This window comes from Rhodopila sp., assembly GCF_965276935.1.
Lineage (GTDB): Bacteria > Pseudomonadota > Alphaproteobacteria > Acetobacterales > Acetobacteraceae > Rhodopila.
The window spans coordinates 781,355-797,236 of the sequence record NZ_CBDIBS010000002.1; the positions used below are offsets into that span (position 1 = coordinate 781,355).

General features: G+C 66.0%; 8 protein-coding genes. 2 read left to right on the top strand and 6 right to left on the bottom strand.

Annotated elements, in window-relative coordinates; all coding sequences use genetic code 11:
- Positions 1-288: 288 nt before the first annotated feature.
- Together ACQY4S_RS06670 and ACQY4S_RS06675 are read left to right on the top strand one after the other, a co-directional pair.
- A complete protein-coding gene (locus tag ACQY4S_RS06670; RefSeq protein ID WP_428484400.1) occupies positions 289-1,458 on the top strand; it encodes an HlyD family secretion protein in 1,170 nt (389 codons plus the stop codon).
- A 28-nt stretch (positions 1,459-1,486) separates the two neighbouring features.
- Positions 1,487-3,061, top strand: a complete 1,575-nt coding sequence (locus ACQY4S_RS06675; protein ID WP_428484401.1) for an MDR family MFS transporter — start codon at positions 1,487-1,489, stop codon at positions 3,059-3,061.
- A gap of 195 nt (positions 3,062-3,256) precedes the next feature.
- Here ACQY4S_RS06675 and ACQY4S_RS06680 read toward each other — a convergent pair whose 3' ends face one another.
- From ACQY4S_RS06680 to ACQY4S_RS06705, 6 genes are all read right to left on the bottom strand, one after another.
- Complete coding sequence (locus ACQY4S_RS06680; RefSeq protein ID WP_428484402.1) at positions 3,257-3,541, bottom strand: helix-turn-helix domain-containing protein; 285 nt, start codon at positions 3,539-3,541, stop codon at positions 3,257-3,259.
- Complete coding sequence (locus ACQY4S_RS06685; protein WP_428484403.1) at positions 3,538-3,891, bottom strand: type II toxin-antitoxin system RelE/ParE family toxin; 354 nt, start codon at positions 3,889-3,891, stop codon at positions 3,538-3,540. Before ACQY4S_RS06685 ends, ACQY4S_RS06680 begins: the two co-directional genes overlap by 4 nt.
- Positions 3,892-4,099: 208 nt before the next feature.
- Positions 4,100-5,782 carry a GmrSD restriction endonuclease domain-containing protein gene (locus ACQY4S_RS06690; protein ID WP_428484404.1) on the bottom strand — a complete coding sequence of 561 codons (1,683 nt, stop codon included), beginning with the start codon at positions 5,780-5,782 and terminating at the stop codon, positions 4,100-4,102.
- A gap of 243 nt (positions 5,783-6,025) precedes the next feature.
- Positions 6,026-7,006 carry a phytanoyl-CoA dioxygenase family protein gene (locus ACQY4S_RS06695; protein WP_428484405.1) on the bottom strand — a complete coding sequence of 327 codons (981 nt, stop codon included), beginning with the start codon at positions 7,004-7,006 and terminating at the stop codon, positions 6,026-6,028.
- Positions 7,007-7,035: 29 nt separating this feature from the next.
- Positions 7,036-8,400: an aminotransferase class I/II-fold pyridoxal phosphate-dependent enzyme gene (locus tag ACQY4S_RS06700; protein ID WP_428484406.1), complete on the bottom strand. Its 1,365-nt coding sequence runs from the start codon at positions 8,398-8,400 to the stop codon at positions 7,036-7,038.
- Positions 8,397-15,734 carry a type I polyketide synthase gene (locus ACQY4S_RS06705; RefSeq protein ID WP_428484407.1) on the bottom strand — a complete coding sequence of 2,446 codons (7,338 nt, stop codon included), beginning with the start codon at positions 15,732-15,734 and terminating at the stop codon, positions 8,397-8,399. Before ACQY4S_RS06705 ends, ACQY4S_RS06700 begins: the two co-directional genes overlap by 4 nt.
- Between the last annotated feature and the right edge of the window lie 148 nt (positions 15,735-15,882).

Here is a 15,882-nt window from a genome sequence, read left to right on the forward strand (position 1 = left end):
CGGCACGCGGGTCCGCCCGAACCGCGCTGCACCACGGACACACCTCCGCATGGCAACGCATGACGAGGCCGGCCATCACAGCCATGTTCGCCAGACGCGACCAATGACCGGATTGCTACCCCTCGGATGTCTTTGGATTGGTCGCGTGGTCGTTGACAGGCCGGCTTATTTACGCCGCTACAGCATGAAGCTTATCTGATTTTCAAGCGAGTGCTCGGGCGTCAGCAGGCGCATATCAACCCGCCAGCCGCTACACAGTGCAGCGTAACGGCCGACAAGGTGATTGCCATGGAACAGACAGCGACGGTTGAGCGGAGCATAGACGGCGGATCACCCGGTCTTGGAGTTCCCGGTCTTGGAGTTCCGGGTCTTGGAGTTCCGGCTGCTGGCGCTTCGCGGCGCAAGGGTCTGCTGAAGCGGGCCGCGTTGGGAACCCTCGCGGTGCTGGGCCTGGCGGCCGCCGGACAATACGGCACCGAATACTGGCGCACCGGCCGTTTCATGGTCAGCACCGACGATGCCTATGTCGAGGCCGACAACACCCTGATCGCGCCCCGCGTCAGCGGCTATATCAGCCAGGTGCTGGTCACCGACAACCAGCCGGTCAAGGCCGGTCAGGTGCTGGCCCGCATCGATGACAGCGATTTCCAGACCGCACTGCGCCAGGCGATCGCCGACCGCGACACCGCGCAGGCGGAAATCCGCTCCATCGACGCCCAGCTAAACCTGCAGACCTCCATTATCGAACAGGCAAACCAGCAGGTCGCATCGGCTGACGCGGCGTTGCAGTTCGCTCAACAGGACCAAAGCCGTTACAACCTGCTGTCCAGAACAGGTGCCGTCACGACGCAATCCATTCAGCAGACCGCGTCCCTGATGCTCCAGCGGACGGCGGGACTACAGCAGGCGCGTGCCGCCTTCGCCGCGGCGAAACAGCAGGTCGAGGTGCTTCAGGCCGCACGGGTCAAGGCCCAGGCGCACCTTGAGCACTATCGCGCCGCCGAACAGCAGGCTCGGCTGAACCTTGGCTACACCAACATCACCGCGCCGGTCGATGGCACGGTCGGCGCCCGCTCGCTGCGTGTCGGCCAGTATGTCCAGGCGGGGACGCTGCTGATGGCCGTGGTCCCGCTCGACGCGGTCTACCTCGTGGCCAACTTCAAGGAGACCCAACTCACCAGGGTGCGGCCCGGCCAGCCGGTCGAGGTCTACGTCGATACTTTCCCGAACGCGCACATCAGCGGCCACGTCGACAGCGTCGCCCCGGCGACCGGCTTGCAGTTCGCCCTGCTGCCGCCGGACAACGCCACCGGCAACTTTACCAAGATTGTCCAGCGCCTGCCGGTGAAGATCGTGCTGGATCGCGGCGACGATGGCCACGGCACCCCAGCGGACGTGCTGCGACCCGGCATGTCGGTCGAACCAACGATCAATACCAAGGACGGCTCGGTTCATTGAACCGCGACCCGCGCCAAAGGAGCGTGTCATGAGCAGTGCCCGCCCGTTGGCCGACATTGAGCCCAAGGTTGATCTGAAGACCTGGATGGCGGTGTCCGGCTCGGTGATCGGCGCCTTCATCGCAGTGCTGAACATCCAGATCACCAACGCCTCCCTGCCCAACATCCAGGGCGCGATCGGCGCCGGCATCGATGACGGCGGCTGGATCTCGACGGCCTACCTGGTAGCCGAGATCGTGGTGATCCCGCTCACCGCTTTCCTGACGCCAGTGTTCTCCCTGCGCCGCTATCTGCTGGGCAACACCATCATGTTCCTGGTGATGTCGGTTGCCTGCGCCTTCGCGCAAAACCTGACTCAGATGATCGTGCTGCGGGCGCTGCAAGGCTTCTTCGGCGGCGTGCTGATCCCGATGGCGTTCACCATCACGCTGACAATGCTGCCGCGATCAAAGCAGCCCATCGGTCTGGCGATGTTTGCAGTCTCCGCCACCTTCGCCCCAGCGATCGGCCCAACCATCGGCGGCTACCTGACCGAGACCTACGGTTGGCAGTACATCTTCTACGTCAACCTGGTGCCAGGCGTGATCATGCTGGCGACGCTATGGCCATCCTTGCGGCCGGCGCCGATGAAGCTCGACCTGCTGCGGCGCGGCGACTGGCCCGGTATCGCCACATTGGCGATCGGTCTGGCCTGCCTGCAGACGGTGCTGGAGGAAGGCAACAAGGACGACTGGTTCGGCTCGGTGTTCATCGTCCGGCTGTCGGTCATCGCCGCTGTTTCGCTGGCGCTGTTTCTCTGGATCGAGCTGACCTCGCGCAACCCGTTGCTCAATCTGCGCCTGCTGATGCGACGGAACTTTGGCCTGGGCAGTCTGGCCGCCGTGCTCCTGGGCACGGCACTGTATGGCTCGGTGTATCTGTTGCCGGTGTATCTGTCGCAGACGCAGGGATACAATTCCGAGCAGGTCGGCATGGTGCTCGCCTGGACCGGCCTGCCGCAACTGGTGCTGATCCCCTTCGTGCCGTTGCTGATGCGCCATATCGACGCACGGCTGCTGGTCGCCATCGGCTTCGGGCTGTTCGCATTGAGCTGCTTCATGAACCTGGACATCAACACCGATTACGCTGCCGACCAACTCCTGATACCGAACCTGGTGCGCGCCGTCGGGCAGTCCGTGCTGCTGACGCCGCTGTCAGCCCTGGCGACCGGCGGCATCGAGCGGGAGAATGCTGGCTCCGCCTCCGCCATGTTCAACATGATGCGCAACCTCGGCGGCTCCATCGGGATCGCCGCGCTGGAAACCTTCGTGACCAAGCGCGAGCAGTTTCATTCCAGCATCATTACCAGCAACGTGTCGCTGCTGGACGAGGCAACCCGCCAGCGCATCGCGTCATTACAGTCGCGTTTCCTGGCTGACGGGATCAGCGATCCCGGCACGGCCTGGCACGAGGCGGTGGTGCAGATCGGCCGGACCATTCGCTTGCAGTCCTACTTCCTGGCCTACAGCGACGCCTTCTACCTGATGGGGGCGGCGCTGCTGCTGGCATTGGCGACATGTCTGGCAATGCGCAAGTCGAGCGGTGGCGGAGCAGGGGCGCATTGAACAAGCTGTAGAGGTCTCGACCCGAACTGACGGTTTTGGTTCAATCCTTAGGACCAAGGATGACCGGCGTGTTTGGCGCGCTTGGCAAAGCTACCCGAAGAGCCAGCATGGTGGTTGAGGACGGATTTCCACCGCTTCCGATCTCACGGGCATCATTCGTTGAAGCGTTTGATGGGTGGCATCCCCTGCTTTCTTTCAAACCAGTTCCAGCCGCAGCTCACGGCCAACGAGGGTGGCGGCACGTTGCAGGGTCTCGATCGTAATGTTGCCCTTCGCCTTCAGGATGCGGTCTACCTGAGCACGGCTGGTGTGCATCTTTTCGGCCAGCGTCGCCTTGGTCATGCCCTGACGTTCCATTTCCTGAGCAAGCTGCCAGGCAACCACCCGCGTCACCGCCTCGGCTCTCGCCGCTTCGCGGATCCCTTCCGCGTCCAGGAACGCATTCAGGGTTGTGCCCCAGTGAGGGTTCTTTTCGGTCATGTCAGCATCTCCTTCATGCGTCGGCGGCCCAGATTGAGATCCTCCGCCGGGGTTTTCTGCGTCTTCTTTATAAATCCATGCATCACGCCGAGCCGCCCCTCATGGGCGAAAAACAGCAACCGCGCGATGCGCCGGCTCGGCAGGGTGCTGCGGACCTCCCACAGGCCGTTGCCCAAGGGACGGCAGAGCAGCATCCCAATCGGCCATCCAAATTGCACCGTGGCGAGATCGCTGCCGATCTCCCGCCGGTCCGCCGGCGATAGACCCCGCAGCCAGTCCAGCACCGGCTCTACATCGCCCGACGTGTGATAGAAAAACATCGGGATCTCTGTCAGCCGCACGCACGTCATTGATATATTCTAGCACCAATGTATTATAAAAAGTACATCTCGACAAGGCCTCTTTTCGTCAGCTTTTATAGTGATACTCACGCCCCTCCGGACAGGGTCTCCCTAGGCGCCGCTCCTTCGTCAGGTAGGAGCGGGTCTTTCGCTGCTGGTGACGATCCTTTAGGTAAGAAAACGAGACAACGAGAAAGTCGGACGCTTGGACCGGCAATCACGCAGCGTTGGCCGCTGCTTCAACACCTCTCAGCTCCAAGACAAAGGTATTCGCTGCATCCGCCAGCGTCTGGGCGCGCTCGTTGAGCCACTTCGGAAAGTTCTCGCGACGCATTGCCTCGACCGGTCCTTCGATGAACTGCTGACCGCGCTTGTCCTCGCAGATGCCGTATTTCTCGAAATAGGCAAGTGGGTCCTTGTCGCTGATCCTGATGTTTACCCCGGCTCCGATGATCGCGATGTTGGCCAGTGCCTCAACCTGCTCTGCCGTAATCCCCGGACGAGGCTCGCCCGTCGCTTTGTCTATAAGGAAGCCGCGCGGAAAGATGTGGTGGAACTGTGGGCTGAACCCTGACACCAGTTCACTGCCTTGAAAGGCGATTCGATTTCCGGACCTATCCCAATCCACAGCCTTGTTGCGGAAGGCTAAGAGGTAGAGGAGAAGCCGACCAAACCGCGCATCGGAGTAGTCGCGCAGGAATTCGTCACAGGAAAATGCCTCGATGGCACGGATGCGCTTACGCATCCTGTCGATTGCCTCATCCCCATCAGCGGCCTCTCCGATCTCCTTCAGATCCTCGTCCAGCGAAGACGAGGCTGAACCGCTGTATCGCCCGTAGCGCTGCGCCTGAAGCATCCATTCGAACGCTCGCTTCCGGCTTGCATAGGGGAAGCGGTCGAACAGCGCAGCGGCTGATACAAAGATGGCATTGGATGGAAGAATATCAGTTGTCACGATGCCATACGCTTCAAGCCATTTGACGAGGTGGTGCCAGCTCTGTTTGGTTTTTACCCAGGCCGGCGCGATGTTTTCCTTGTTCCAGAAGTTGTCCGAAACCTGGCGGAAGAGGACGCTCTTGTTACCCACTGCTGTCAGCGCCTGAAACAGGCGATTGGGCGTAAGACCAAACCCCTGCTGCTCCAGCTTGTCGAGGAACGGCATGAACTCTTCACGCACCCAGCCCGATGTTCGGGCCGCGACGATCCCAAGATAGATGTCCGCCTCCTTGACCCGCGTTCCCCTGCTGTTGAGGCGTGCAAAAATCTCCACCACGTCTTCCAGGTCATGATTGACGCTGATCGCGACGATCTCACGATCCCGAATTTTTCGAACCCGGTCGAGGCGCGTATAGACCTCCATGGCGTCCATGCCATCGCAGAGACCATCGGCTTTGATCTCCTTGGCGAATGCCCGGAGTTTTTGCTCGTCAGCCTCCTTGTTGCTATCGAGAGCGAGCAATTTGCGGATCGGAACGTAGCGGTTCGTGCGGACCTTCCGGATAGCCGCGTTGGCAGTCCAGAAATACGGCTCCTTCTTCGCGTCGATATCGAAGCGAATGTCGTAGCTTTTCACCATGCTGTTCCATTGATCGCCGGCCAACCACCAATAGGGCTTGCAACCGAAGAGAATGCACAGCGCCGTCGTTCGTTGCTGACCATCAACCAACCACTTGGACGGGGCACTACCGTCCGAGATGTTCTTCCCGGAAACAGGATTTTTCTGCGAACTCGAGTCCCAGATCAGCACATTGCCGATCGGGTAATCGAGCCAAAGCGATTCAGCGAGGTCGCGCACCTGGGTCGCCTTCCACACGAAGCCCCGCTGGAACTCAGGGACGCTCCATGAGTGATTCATGGCGTGATCCACCATCTCACGAGCTTTAAGAACGGAATAAGCCAAGGGAGTTCTCCGTCAGAGGTGGCTGGCAGCACATCGGGTGCTCGTCTGACAATACCGAAATTAATTTGTATTTCTAATATAATCGGTGCCACAAAATGAGAAGATCGCCGATCTACGGCCCAACTCCACCCGTGCGGCTTTTAAAGTCCTGCCACCCGGCTAAAAGGAGCGGATCGGGTGCCTGTCGGCGACGATCATTGAAGAAAACGAGAAAGCGAGACCGTGGGCGTCCGGCCGCAATGCTCAGCCCGCCGGGTCGAACAGCGTCCCCGTCCGCAGCCGCCAGTCCGCCACCCGTGGCAGCCCCACCGCGCTCACCAGGGGATCGAGCCGCGTCCAGGGCAGGAACGGATTGCGACGCCCAAACGCCCAGACCTCCACGCGCAGCGACGGACGCAGGCTGCGGCCGCGGGCGTGGAAGCCGAACGTGTCAGCGACAATCAGCGTGTTTGCCGGCACCGCCAGCGGCCGCGGCATCGGCAGCCCGAGTTCTCCGAGATCCGCCGCCTCGATGCGGAACGAACCCTGCCGCGTGTCCTCATCCTCGGCCTGCCGAGCCCGCAGGCTCATGCGTTGTTCCCACGCGAGCCGGGACGGGGTCAGGCGGTGCGAGCCTGGCACATAGGTCAGCGGACCGGCGTCTTCGGCGACATCGGTCAAATAGAACCAGGCCTTGACGGTCGGATGGAACGTGTCCGCATGGGGATACGTCTGCGGGTCGCGCGGCCCTGTCTGGGCGTGCTGAAGAATGCTCTGCAGATGCACCACAGGCGCCGCGTCCCGCCCGCCGACGTATCGGATCAAGGCGTCCCAGTCCGGCGTCGCGAGCAGGCTTGCAAGCGCCGGCAGCGCGCGCAGGACGTCTGGCGTCACCGTCGTCTTGCGCAGGATGCTGTCGCCCTCGAAGCGCTCGCGCAGCTTCGCCGGATAGCCACGCAGCTCCGCCAGCAACGCATCAAACGTCGCGGTGGGCAGGAAGTCGCGCCGCACCACATAACCGTCGCGGTCGAACGCCATCCGATCCTCCGGCCGCACCGCCGCGGCAAGCCGGACGCGCCGCGCCTCCGCCAGGCGGTGCGCGAGCCGCACCCGGCCGACATGCAAGCCACGCTGATTGAGCCACTGACTGCCGATAACGCCGTTGCCCTCGAACGACTTTGCCCCCGTCAACAGTTCGGCGGTCCAAAGCGGGACAGTGGTGGCGTGCTTGAGACGAGCGAGCATGCGTCCCTCCGTGGGCGAAGCTGCCGCGATCAATCGCGTGCCAGCATAGCGGCAAGCGCGGCGAGATCGAGCTTCTCGTGCGCGACCTGCCGCAGTTCGGCGGCGGTGGCCGCGGCCACGCGCCGCAACACCGCTTCGTCGTGCCGGCTGGAGACGAAAAAGCGCAGGCGAGCGCCCTGCTCGGGCACCGCGGGATAAATGATCGGCTGCACGTTCACCCCGGCCTTGAACAGCGCCTGGGCGAGCCTTGCCGCACGGATCGAGCTGCCGACCATGACCGGCACGATCGCCGCGCCGATTGAATTGCCTGTCGCCAGCCCCGCCGCCCGCGCCGCTTCAAGAAAGCAGCGTCCATTGGCCTGCAGCCGCTCGACCCGCCACGGTTCCTCGCGCATCAGCCGCAGTGCGGCGAGCGCCGCTGCCGCGACCGGCGGCGACAGGCCCACCGAGTAGACAAAGCCCGGTACGGAATGGCGCAGGTAGTCGATCAGCGCCCTGGATCCCGCGATATAACCGCCGCTGCCGCACAGCGTCTTGCTGAGCGTACCCATCCAGACATCGACCTGGCCCGGATCGACTTCGGCATGTTCGGCGATGCCAAGGCCGTGTCGCCCAAGCACGCCGAGGGAATGAGCCTCGTCAACCATCAGCGAAGCCCGCCAGCGTCGTGCAATCGTCACCAGACGGGCGAGGTCGGGCACATCGCCGTCCATGCTGTAATGCCCCTCGACGACCAGCAGCGCCCGCCTGGCGCGTGGCCGTGCCGCCGCCAGCAGCCGCTCCAGCTCGTCGAGGTCGTTGTGCGGAAACGCGATGCGGCGGGCACCCGCCAGCAGCGCCCCTTGAACAATGCTGTTGTGACTGAGCGCGTCGTGCAGGATCACGTCCTCACGGTCGACCAGATGGCCAAGCACCGTGACATTGGTGGCATGCCCGCTGACAAACGTGAGGCAATCCTCGGCGCCGTAGATCGCGGCAAGTTCGGTTTCCAGCGCCCGGTGCAGCGGCCGCTCGCCCGACACCAGCCGGCTCGCTGAAACCGAGGTGCCATAACGGTCGATTGCCGCCTTGGCCGCCTCGGTCACGCGAGGATCGCCGTTCAGATCCAGGTAGTTGTAGGAGGCGAAGTTGTCGTACTCGCGATTGCCAATCCGGGTCGTTGCCCCGGCAATACCGGCATGCTCGCGAAAATACGGCGTCTCCAGCCCAAGTTTTTCGGCCGCTCGTTGCAGCAGGTTGAGCTCGGCAATCACTGGCGCATGGCCGAGCGCAGGCGCAGTCCTCCCTTCGGCCGGAGCTTCCGCCGCCGTCGACGGGTCAGGCGCGCGGCGGGTCGCCAGTCGGGTCAGAAGCTGGGTCTTTACCGAATCCGACAGGCCGAACAGCCCGCTCAAGCGCTCACCGAGATCAGCTCGGTCGGAACTTCGGTTGTCAGCACCGGAACGGTTTCGTCGGATTCAGCAACGTTCTCGTAGCGCACCCTCGCCAGCGCCAGCGCGGCGGAGGCAACGCTAGGCGCGGGATCAGCGTTCGCGTTGCCGAACAATGGGTCGACGAGCCTTGCCGCCATCCCGGCAAGCGTTACGCCTTCCGAGAGCGAGAACAGCGGAAGGTTGACGCCGAAGCGCGTCTCCACGGCGGTTCGCAGTTCGACCGCCATCAGGCTGTCCATGCCATAATCCGCCAGCCGGCGGGACGCATCGACCTGAGCCACCGGCAACTGCAGGATGGACGCGATTTCTTCGGCCAGCGCCTCCGCCACCACGCGTCGCGCCTCATCCAGCGGGCGTCCGGCAACCAAAGTTCGCAGATCGCCCGCACGCTCCTCCTCTCCCACGCCATCCGCAAGCGGCAGCAACTCGAACAGTGGCGAACCCAGCAGCGGCAACTGCTTGCGGCGAGCGCCGGCGAAATCAGCATAATACAGCACCGGCACCCTTGCCGCCAGCATCGCCGGCAGCGCGTCCAGCGCCTCATCGGCGCGCAGATGCGCCGTGCCCAGGCGACGTGCCAGGGCCTCGCTCACCTCGTGACTGCGGGTCAGATAGCCAGCATCACCAATCGGCCCCCAACCAACCGCCAGCGCCGGCAGTCCGGCCGCGTGGCGCCGCTCGGCCACCGCCTCAAGCGCCGCGTTGGCAGCCACGTAGCTGGCCTGACCGGGATTGCCGAGTGCCGTCGTTACCGAGGAGAACAGCAGGAACAGTTCGATCGGATCGTCGCGGGTCAGCCGGTCGAGCGCCTCGGCGCCCCTCGCCTTCGGTGCCAGCACGGCGGCGAAGCGTGCCGCGTCCAGCGCCGGGATGAACGCATCGTCCATCACCATCGCCGCATGTACCACCCCATGCAGCGCCGGCATTTCGGTCCGCAGCGTCTCCAGCGTGGCGGCCAGCGCCGCTTCGTCGGCGACGTCACAGGCGAACGCGCGAGCTTCGACACCGGCCGCCGCGAACGCGTCCAAGGCCTCGGCCGCGCCTGGCGTTGCCTCGCCTCGGCGGCCCAGCAATGCCAGGTGGCGGGCGCCGCGCCGGGCAAGCCAGCGCGCCGTCGCAAGACCGAAGCCCGCGAGGCCGCCGGTCACCAGGTAAGTGGCATCCGGGCAGACGATGAAATCCGGCACGGCGGCGGCCGGTGCTTGCGCGGGTTCCAACACGATCTTGCCGACATGGCCAGATGACTGCATCAGCCGGAACGCATCCACCGCTTCATCAAAGCCGAAGCTCCGGTACGGCAGCGGCCGCAGCGCGCCAGTCTCCAACAATCCGACGATCTCACCCAACAGGCGGCGGGCGAGGGCTGGGCGGCTCAGCGGCAACTGGTCCGCATCGATTGCGAAATACGACGCGTTATGGCGCAGCGGCCGGATGCCCATCGGGGTGTTGCGATAGAAGTCGCGCTTGCCAAGTTCGAGAAAACGGCCGAACGGGCGCAGCAGACCGAGGCTGCGCTCCATCGCCTCGCCGCTCAAGGAGTTCAGCACCACGTCGACACCCTCGCCGCCGGTCAGGCTCAGGATGGCGTCAGCGAAGCCAAGGTCGCGGCTGTTGAGCACGTGCTCCACGCCCAGTTGACGCAATAGCGCCCGCTTTGACTCGGAGCCGGCGGTCGCGAAAACCTCGGCTCCACGATGCCGGGCATACTGGATCGCGGCAAGTCCGACGCCGCCGGCCCCGCCATGGATCAGCACCCGCTCGCCCGCCTCGAGCCGGGCGAGTTCCCCCAGCGCATAGGCGACGGTGAAGAAGGCAACCGGGATCGTGGCCCCGGCAGCGAAATCCATTCCGCCCGGCAGTCGCGCGACCGCATGCCGCCGCGTCACCGTCTCGGTGCCTAAGGATGCCGGCGCGAAGGCCATGACCGCATCGCCGAGGGCAAGATCAGTGACATCGCGACCAAGCCCGACCACCACACCCGCGCATTCCAGACCCAGCGTCGGTCCGGCGAACCCGTGCAGCAGCGCCTCGTCCGGCAACAGACCCATCGCCCACATCACATCGCGAAAATTGAGCCCGGCTGCGCGAACGGAGATCGCGACTTCATCGGCGCCCACCGCGGCACCAACGGACGGCTTCCAGCGCAGCGTGCCGAGCAGGCCGGGCCGCTCCACGCTCAGCGCGCTCGCCCCACCGGCGGCCGGCGGCGGAACCGGCAGTCCTGGGCGAAACCGGACGATCTGGCGGCCAGTCGTGCTCCAGGCAATCTCGTCCTCCGCATCCGGAGAAAGCAGCTCCGCCGCAAGCCTGGCGGCGGCGGTTTCCGACGCAAGCTCGCGCGAAAGGCGAATTGATCGAACGCGCAGCCCAGCCGCCTCGTTGGCTACCACGCGGCGCAGTCCACCCAGGGCGGCGGCGAACACTTCGCCCCGCGCCTTGCCGCGGCTCACCAGGGTCAGCGGCACTGCGGCAGTTACCAGCGGCTCGACCAACCCGGCGACGCGGCCGAGCCAGTCCGCGGCATCGGCGGGGTCGGGCAACAACAGGATCAGGCCTGCGGCGCCGGCGAGCATCGCGGGAACCGTTCCAGGACGGTGCAATTCGTCCAGCGCGACCTCGGCCACGCCGGCACCCTGGCGACGGAGCGTCGCGGCCAGCGCATCAGCCAGCGCATCGGCGGAGGCAGCAGCAAGCAGCAGCCGACCGGGAAGCGGCGACGGCGCAGGGCGAACGGCGATCGACTGGGCCGCCAGCAGCACGGATGGCCACACCGAGGCCGCCAGCGCACTCGACCTGGCGTCGAAGCCGGCCACTGCCAGCATCTCGGTCCAGACCTCGGCCGGATGGGGCGCAACCGGTGTCTCGTCGTTACCCGGAATGCCGATCAGGTCCCAGACGCGGTTGGGCAGCGGCTCTATTGCCAGCAGCAGGGCGCCCGGCGCCAGCCGGTCCCGCAAGGCAGCCAGCTCGGCCGTGCCGAAACCAAGCCGCGTCAGGCCGTGCAGACTGAGCACGAGGTCGAAGCCGCGCGGCTCCACCACCTCAGGGTTCCAGACCTGCGGCGTGACGCCGTCGATCGTGGCAAGCCCGGCCTGCAGCGTTCCGATGGTGGCGGCAACATAGCGCAGCCCTGGGCGGACAGCCTTTAGCCGACGCGCCAGCATCCGCGTCACCGTGCTGCCGCCGGAACCCAGTTCCAGTATGGACAGGCTCCGGCCGGCGGGCCACGCTCGGGCCACGGCGACGGCCGCCTCGGCCAGGCTTTCGAGCGCGAGCCTTCCCGCCGGCCCGTGATGCAGGAACTGGTCGAGCAGCGCGGCCGGCGGTTTTGGGCGAGCGGCGCCTGTCCGCAGCACCGGCTCAAGCGCTTCGCCGGCGGCGGCGAGCAGTGCTGCATCCGCCCCGGCGGTCGGAACATCGAACAGCAGCGAGCGCAGCAACTCGTCCGCCGGCGGAAGATCGGCGCTTGGCGCCAGCGTGCCTTCGGCATCGGCGATGCCATCCTGCCGCAACCAGTCCAGCATCCGCGCCCGAAGGGGCGCCGCGTCCTGGACCCGAAGCGGCGCCGCGTCCTGAGCATCACGCTCCGCCGCCAACGCCCGCAGCGCGGCATCGGCACGGGCGGCGACATAGGCCTCGGCCAGCGCCGCCGCGACAGGGTCGCCATCTGCCCGAGAGCCAGCGTCCAATGCCACGTCGATCAGTGTCGCATCCAGCGGCGGGGCGGCCGGATCGGGTCCATCCAGGATATCGACGCACAGGCAGCGCTGCGCCGGATCGGCTGGGACCCTAAGTGCCACGGCGACAAACCAGCACTCCAGCAACTCGGCCAACGGTGCGCCGTCCGCATCAAGCAGCAGGATATCGGCGGCGACCGAGCGCGGCCCCGCCTGGGTAATCCGCAGTCGCGCCTGCACCGGCATCCCGGCGCCCAGCAGCCGCACCTTGCCGAAGCGCCAGGGCATCATGCCCTGCCCTCTCGCCGGATCGATGCGGCGCGCGGCGAGCACAAGCAGCCCCTGCAGCGCACCGTCCAGCAAGGTCGCATCGAGCGGACCGGCTTGCGCCAGCACAGGCGCCAGCCGCACCAGGGCCTCGGTCTCGCCGAGCACCGCAACCTCGGCGACCGTGCGAAACGCCGGCCCGTATTCAAGACCAAGGTCAGCGGCCAGGCGATACAGCGCGGCGGCGGGAATTATCTCGCGCGACATCTCCGGCTTTGGCCAGTCGCGCAACACACCGCCGGTCGCCGCCGCGCCAATGCGGCCGGTGGCGTGTACCATCCAGGCCTCACCCTGCAGGCGCGTCCGTGAGGCCACGGATACCTGTCTTTCATCCGCCACGATGCGCGTACGCACGGCCCGTGTCTGGCCAGGCAGAAGAGGAAGCGCGCGGTCGATCTCGAGATCGAGAATTTCGAGCGGCGCCGTTCCCGGATGACGGATCCGCGCGGCAGCCAGCATCATGCCGATCATGCCGGCGGCCGGCAGCACCGGCGCGCCGCCAACCACGTGGTCGGCAAGCCAAGGTTGGGTGGCGGTGTCGAGATGCGACAGCCACTCCTCGGCGACCGCGCCCGTGCGGATGCCAAGCAGCGGATGGTCGATGGGGGCGCCAATCAGGTCGGTCGCCTCCTCCGTGCGCTCCAGGCGGAAGCTCTCGCGCTGCCAAGGATAGGCCGGCAGTTCCTCGGTCGCGACCGGCCCATCGAAGGCGGCGGTGCGACTGATGTCATAGCCAGCGACATGGCAGCGTAGCGCCGCGAATGCGAACGGGTCGGCCAGCGGAGAACGGCGCGCCATCGCCGCCAGCACCACGCCGGGTGTCGCGGCGGCGCGCAGCGCATCGTGCAGATAGGATTGCAGGACCGGTTGTGGGCCGATTTCCAGGAACAGGCGGGTGCCGCCGGCGATCAGGCTGCGCGCCGCCGCGGCGAAACGCACCGGGCGGCGAACATTGTCCCACCAATAGTCGGCATCCAGCGCGGTGCCGTCGGTCACCGCCCCGGTGACCGTGGAGACAAACGGGATCGCTGCCGCGTGCGGGGCCAGCCCAGCCAGATCGGCGAGCAGCGGATCACGGATCGGCTCCATCGCCGCGCTGTGGAAGGCATAGGCGAGGTCGAGCCGGGTAAACCCCCAGCCGCGGCGTTTGGCTTCCTCGGCGAGGGCCGTGATCGCATCGGCGGGACCGGCAACGGTGACGCTGGATGAGGCGTTCTCGGCAGCGACTTCAAGTCCGAAACGGACCGCCGCTTCGGTCGCCGCCGCGATCGGCAACCCGAGCACCGCCATCGTGCCGTCGCCATGGGTCACCTGCTGGCGGTGGCTGCGACAATGAATGACCTGGGCCGCTTCGGCCAGAGTGAGGCAACCGCTCGCCCAGGCGGCCGCGACCTCGCCGACGCTGTGGCCCATGCAGGCAGCCGGATGGATGCCCACCGCCCGCAGCGCCTCCACCGCCGCCACCTCGACGGCGAACAGCAAAGGCTGCGCGACTTCGGTGTCGTGCAAGGCCAGATCGGGCGCGCCCAGCCGCTCCTGCACCGACCAGCCGAGCAACGGACGCAGCGCCGCGTCCACTTTGGCCATGCCGGCGCGGAAGGCGGCGTTGCCGCGCATCGCCTCCAGCCCCATGCCGATCCACTGGCTGCCATTGCCGGAGAACACGAAGGCGATGTCGCCGCTGGTCGCGGTGCCGCTCGCCACCGGCAGGCCGTCGGCGCCATCGAGATAACGGTCAAGCGTATCGACCATGCCGCCAGGCGAGTCGGCAAGCACGCCGAACCGCAGGCCGTGGTGCTCGCGCCGCCTCGCCGCGGCCCGCAGCAGGGCGGCACCTTCGTTTGGATCAACCCCGTTCAGTCGCCCCCGCCACGCCGCGACCAGCGCGCGCAGCGCCGCCTGCGAGCGGGCCGACAGCAGCAGCGGCGGCACGGCCGCCGAGGCCGGCGCGGCCGGCGGCTCGACCAGCGGCGCGGTGCCCAGCACGGCATGCGCGTTGGTGCCGCCAAATCCAAACGAGTTGATGCCGACGGCGGGCAGGTGACCGTTGGCCCGCAACGACCGCGCCTCCGGCACCAGAGCGAGGTTGAGGGCCTCGAACGAGATCGCCGGATTGGGCGTCTCGCAATGCAGTGATCGCGGGATCACCCGGTTCTGCAGCACCAGCAGCGCCTTGAGCAGACCAGCCATGCCGCTGCCGGCCTCGAGGTGCCCGATGTTGGTCTTGACCGAGCCGATCGGCAGCGCCGTCGAGCGTGCCTGGCCCAGCACCCGGCCGATCGCGCCGGCCTCGATCGGGTCGCCCACCGGCGTGCCCGTGCCGTGCGCCTCCAGATAGTCGAGTTCGTCGGCGACAATGCCGAACCGACCGTAGGTCTCGCGCAACAGGGTTTCCTGGGCATCCTTGTTGGGCAGCGAAAAGCCGGTGGTGCGGCCGTCGGAGTTCACCCCGGTGGCGCGCACCACCGCACGGATCCGATCGCCCGCCGCCAGCGCCGCGCGCAGCGGCTTGAGCACCACGACGCCGCCGCCTTCGGCCCGGACATAACCGTCCGCCCGTGCGTCGAACGCGTGGCAGCGGCCGCGCCGCGACAGCATGGAGGCGCGACAAAAGCCAACATAGCTGTGCGGCGCCAGCAGCAGGTTCACGCCACCGACCAGCGCCGCCGATACCCGCCCCTCGCGGATCGCCTCGCAGGCCAAATGCAGCGCCACCAGCGAGGACGAGCAGGCGGTATCCACCGTCATGCTCGGACCGCGGAGATCGAAGATGTAGGACAGCCGGTTGGACAGCGAGCAAAGCGTCGCCCCGGTCATGCTGTAGGCGTCGACAGCCGAAGGATCGCCGATATGAAGGTTCAGGTGATCCCAGGAAGAGCCGCCGACGTAGACCCCAACCGGCGTGCCGGCGAGGGCGGCACCGTTCAGGCCGGCATCCTCGATGGCCTCATGCGCCAGCTCCAGCAGCAGCCGCTGCTGCGGATCGACCTGTACGGCCTCACGCGGGGCAATCCCGAAGAAACCCGCATCGAAGCCGTAGATCTGGTCAATGACCCCCGCCGCGAAGGTATAGGCCTTGCCACGTTGTCCAGGCTCGGGATGGAAGTACTGCGGCTTTGCCCAACGTTCGTCGGGAATCTCGGTGACCGCGTCACGGCCGGAGAACAGAAGTTCCTCAAAGCGCCGCAGGTCGGGTGCGCCAGGAAGGCGGCAGGCGGCTCCGATGATCGCGATCTTGTCGTGAGAACCATCAAAAAAACTGTCTTGTTCGGTCAGGAGCCGTCTCTCCAAGTTGTATTCCCTCAAACTCCAGGCCGCCCCAGATGGTGGCTCCTTATACTATGGTCCATCTAGATACCATGACCCATCTACTCATCAACGCCAAGCCAGTCAAAGCGAAGGCAAGCCTATTCTACTGCACTATGGTAATGAATGCAAA

Bases quoted from the DNA above. Each gene is read 5' to 3' on its own strand.
- ACQY4S_RS06670 (WP_428484400.1), top strand. From the start codon at position 289: ATGGAACAGACAGCGACGGTTGAGCGGAGCATAGACGGCGGATCACCC.
- ACQY4S_RS06695 (WP_428484405.1), bottom strand. From the start codon at position 7,006: ATGCTCGCTCGTCTCAAGCACGCCACCACTGTCCCGCTTTGGACCGCC.
- ACQY4S_RS06685 (WP_428484403.1), bottom strand. From the start codon at position 3,891: ATGACGTGCGTGCGGCTGACAGAGATCCCGATGTTTTTCTATCACACG.
- ACQY4S_RS06675 (WP_428484401.1), top strand. From the start codon at position 1,487: ATGAGCAGTGCCCGCCCGTTGGCCGACATTGAGCCCAAGGTTGATCTG.
- ACQY4S_RS06680 (WP_428484402.1), bottom strand. From the start codon at position 3,541: ATGACCGAAAAGAACCCTCACTGGGGCACAACCCTGAATGCGTTCCTG.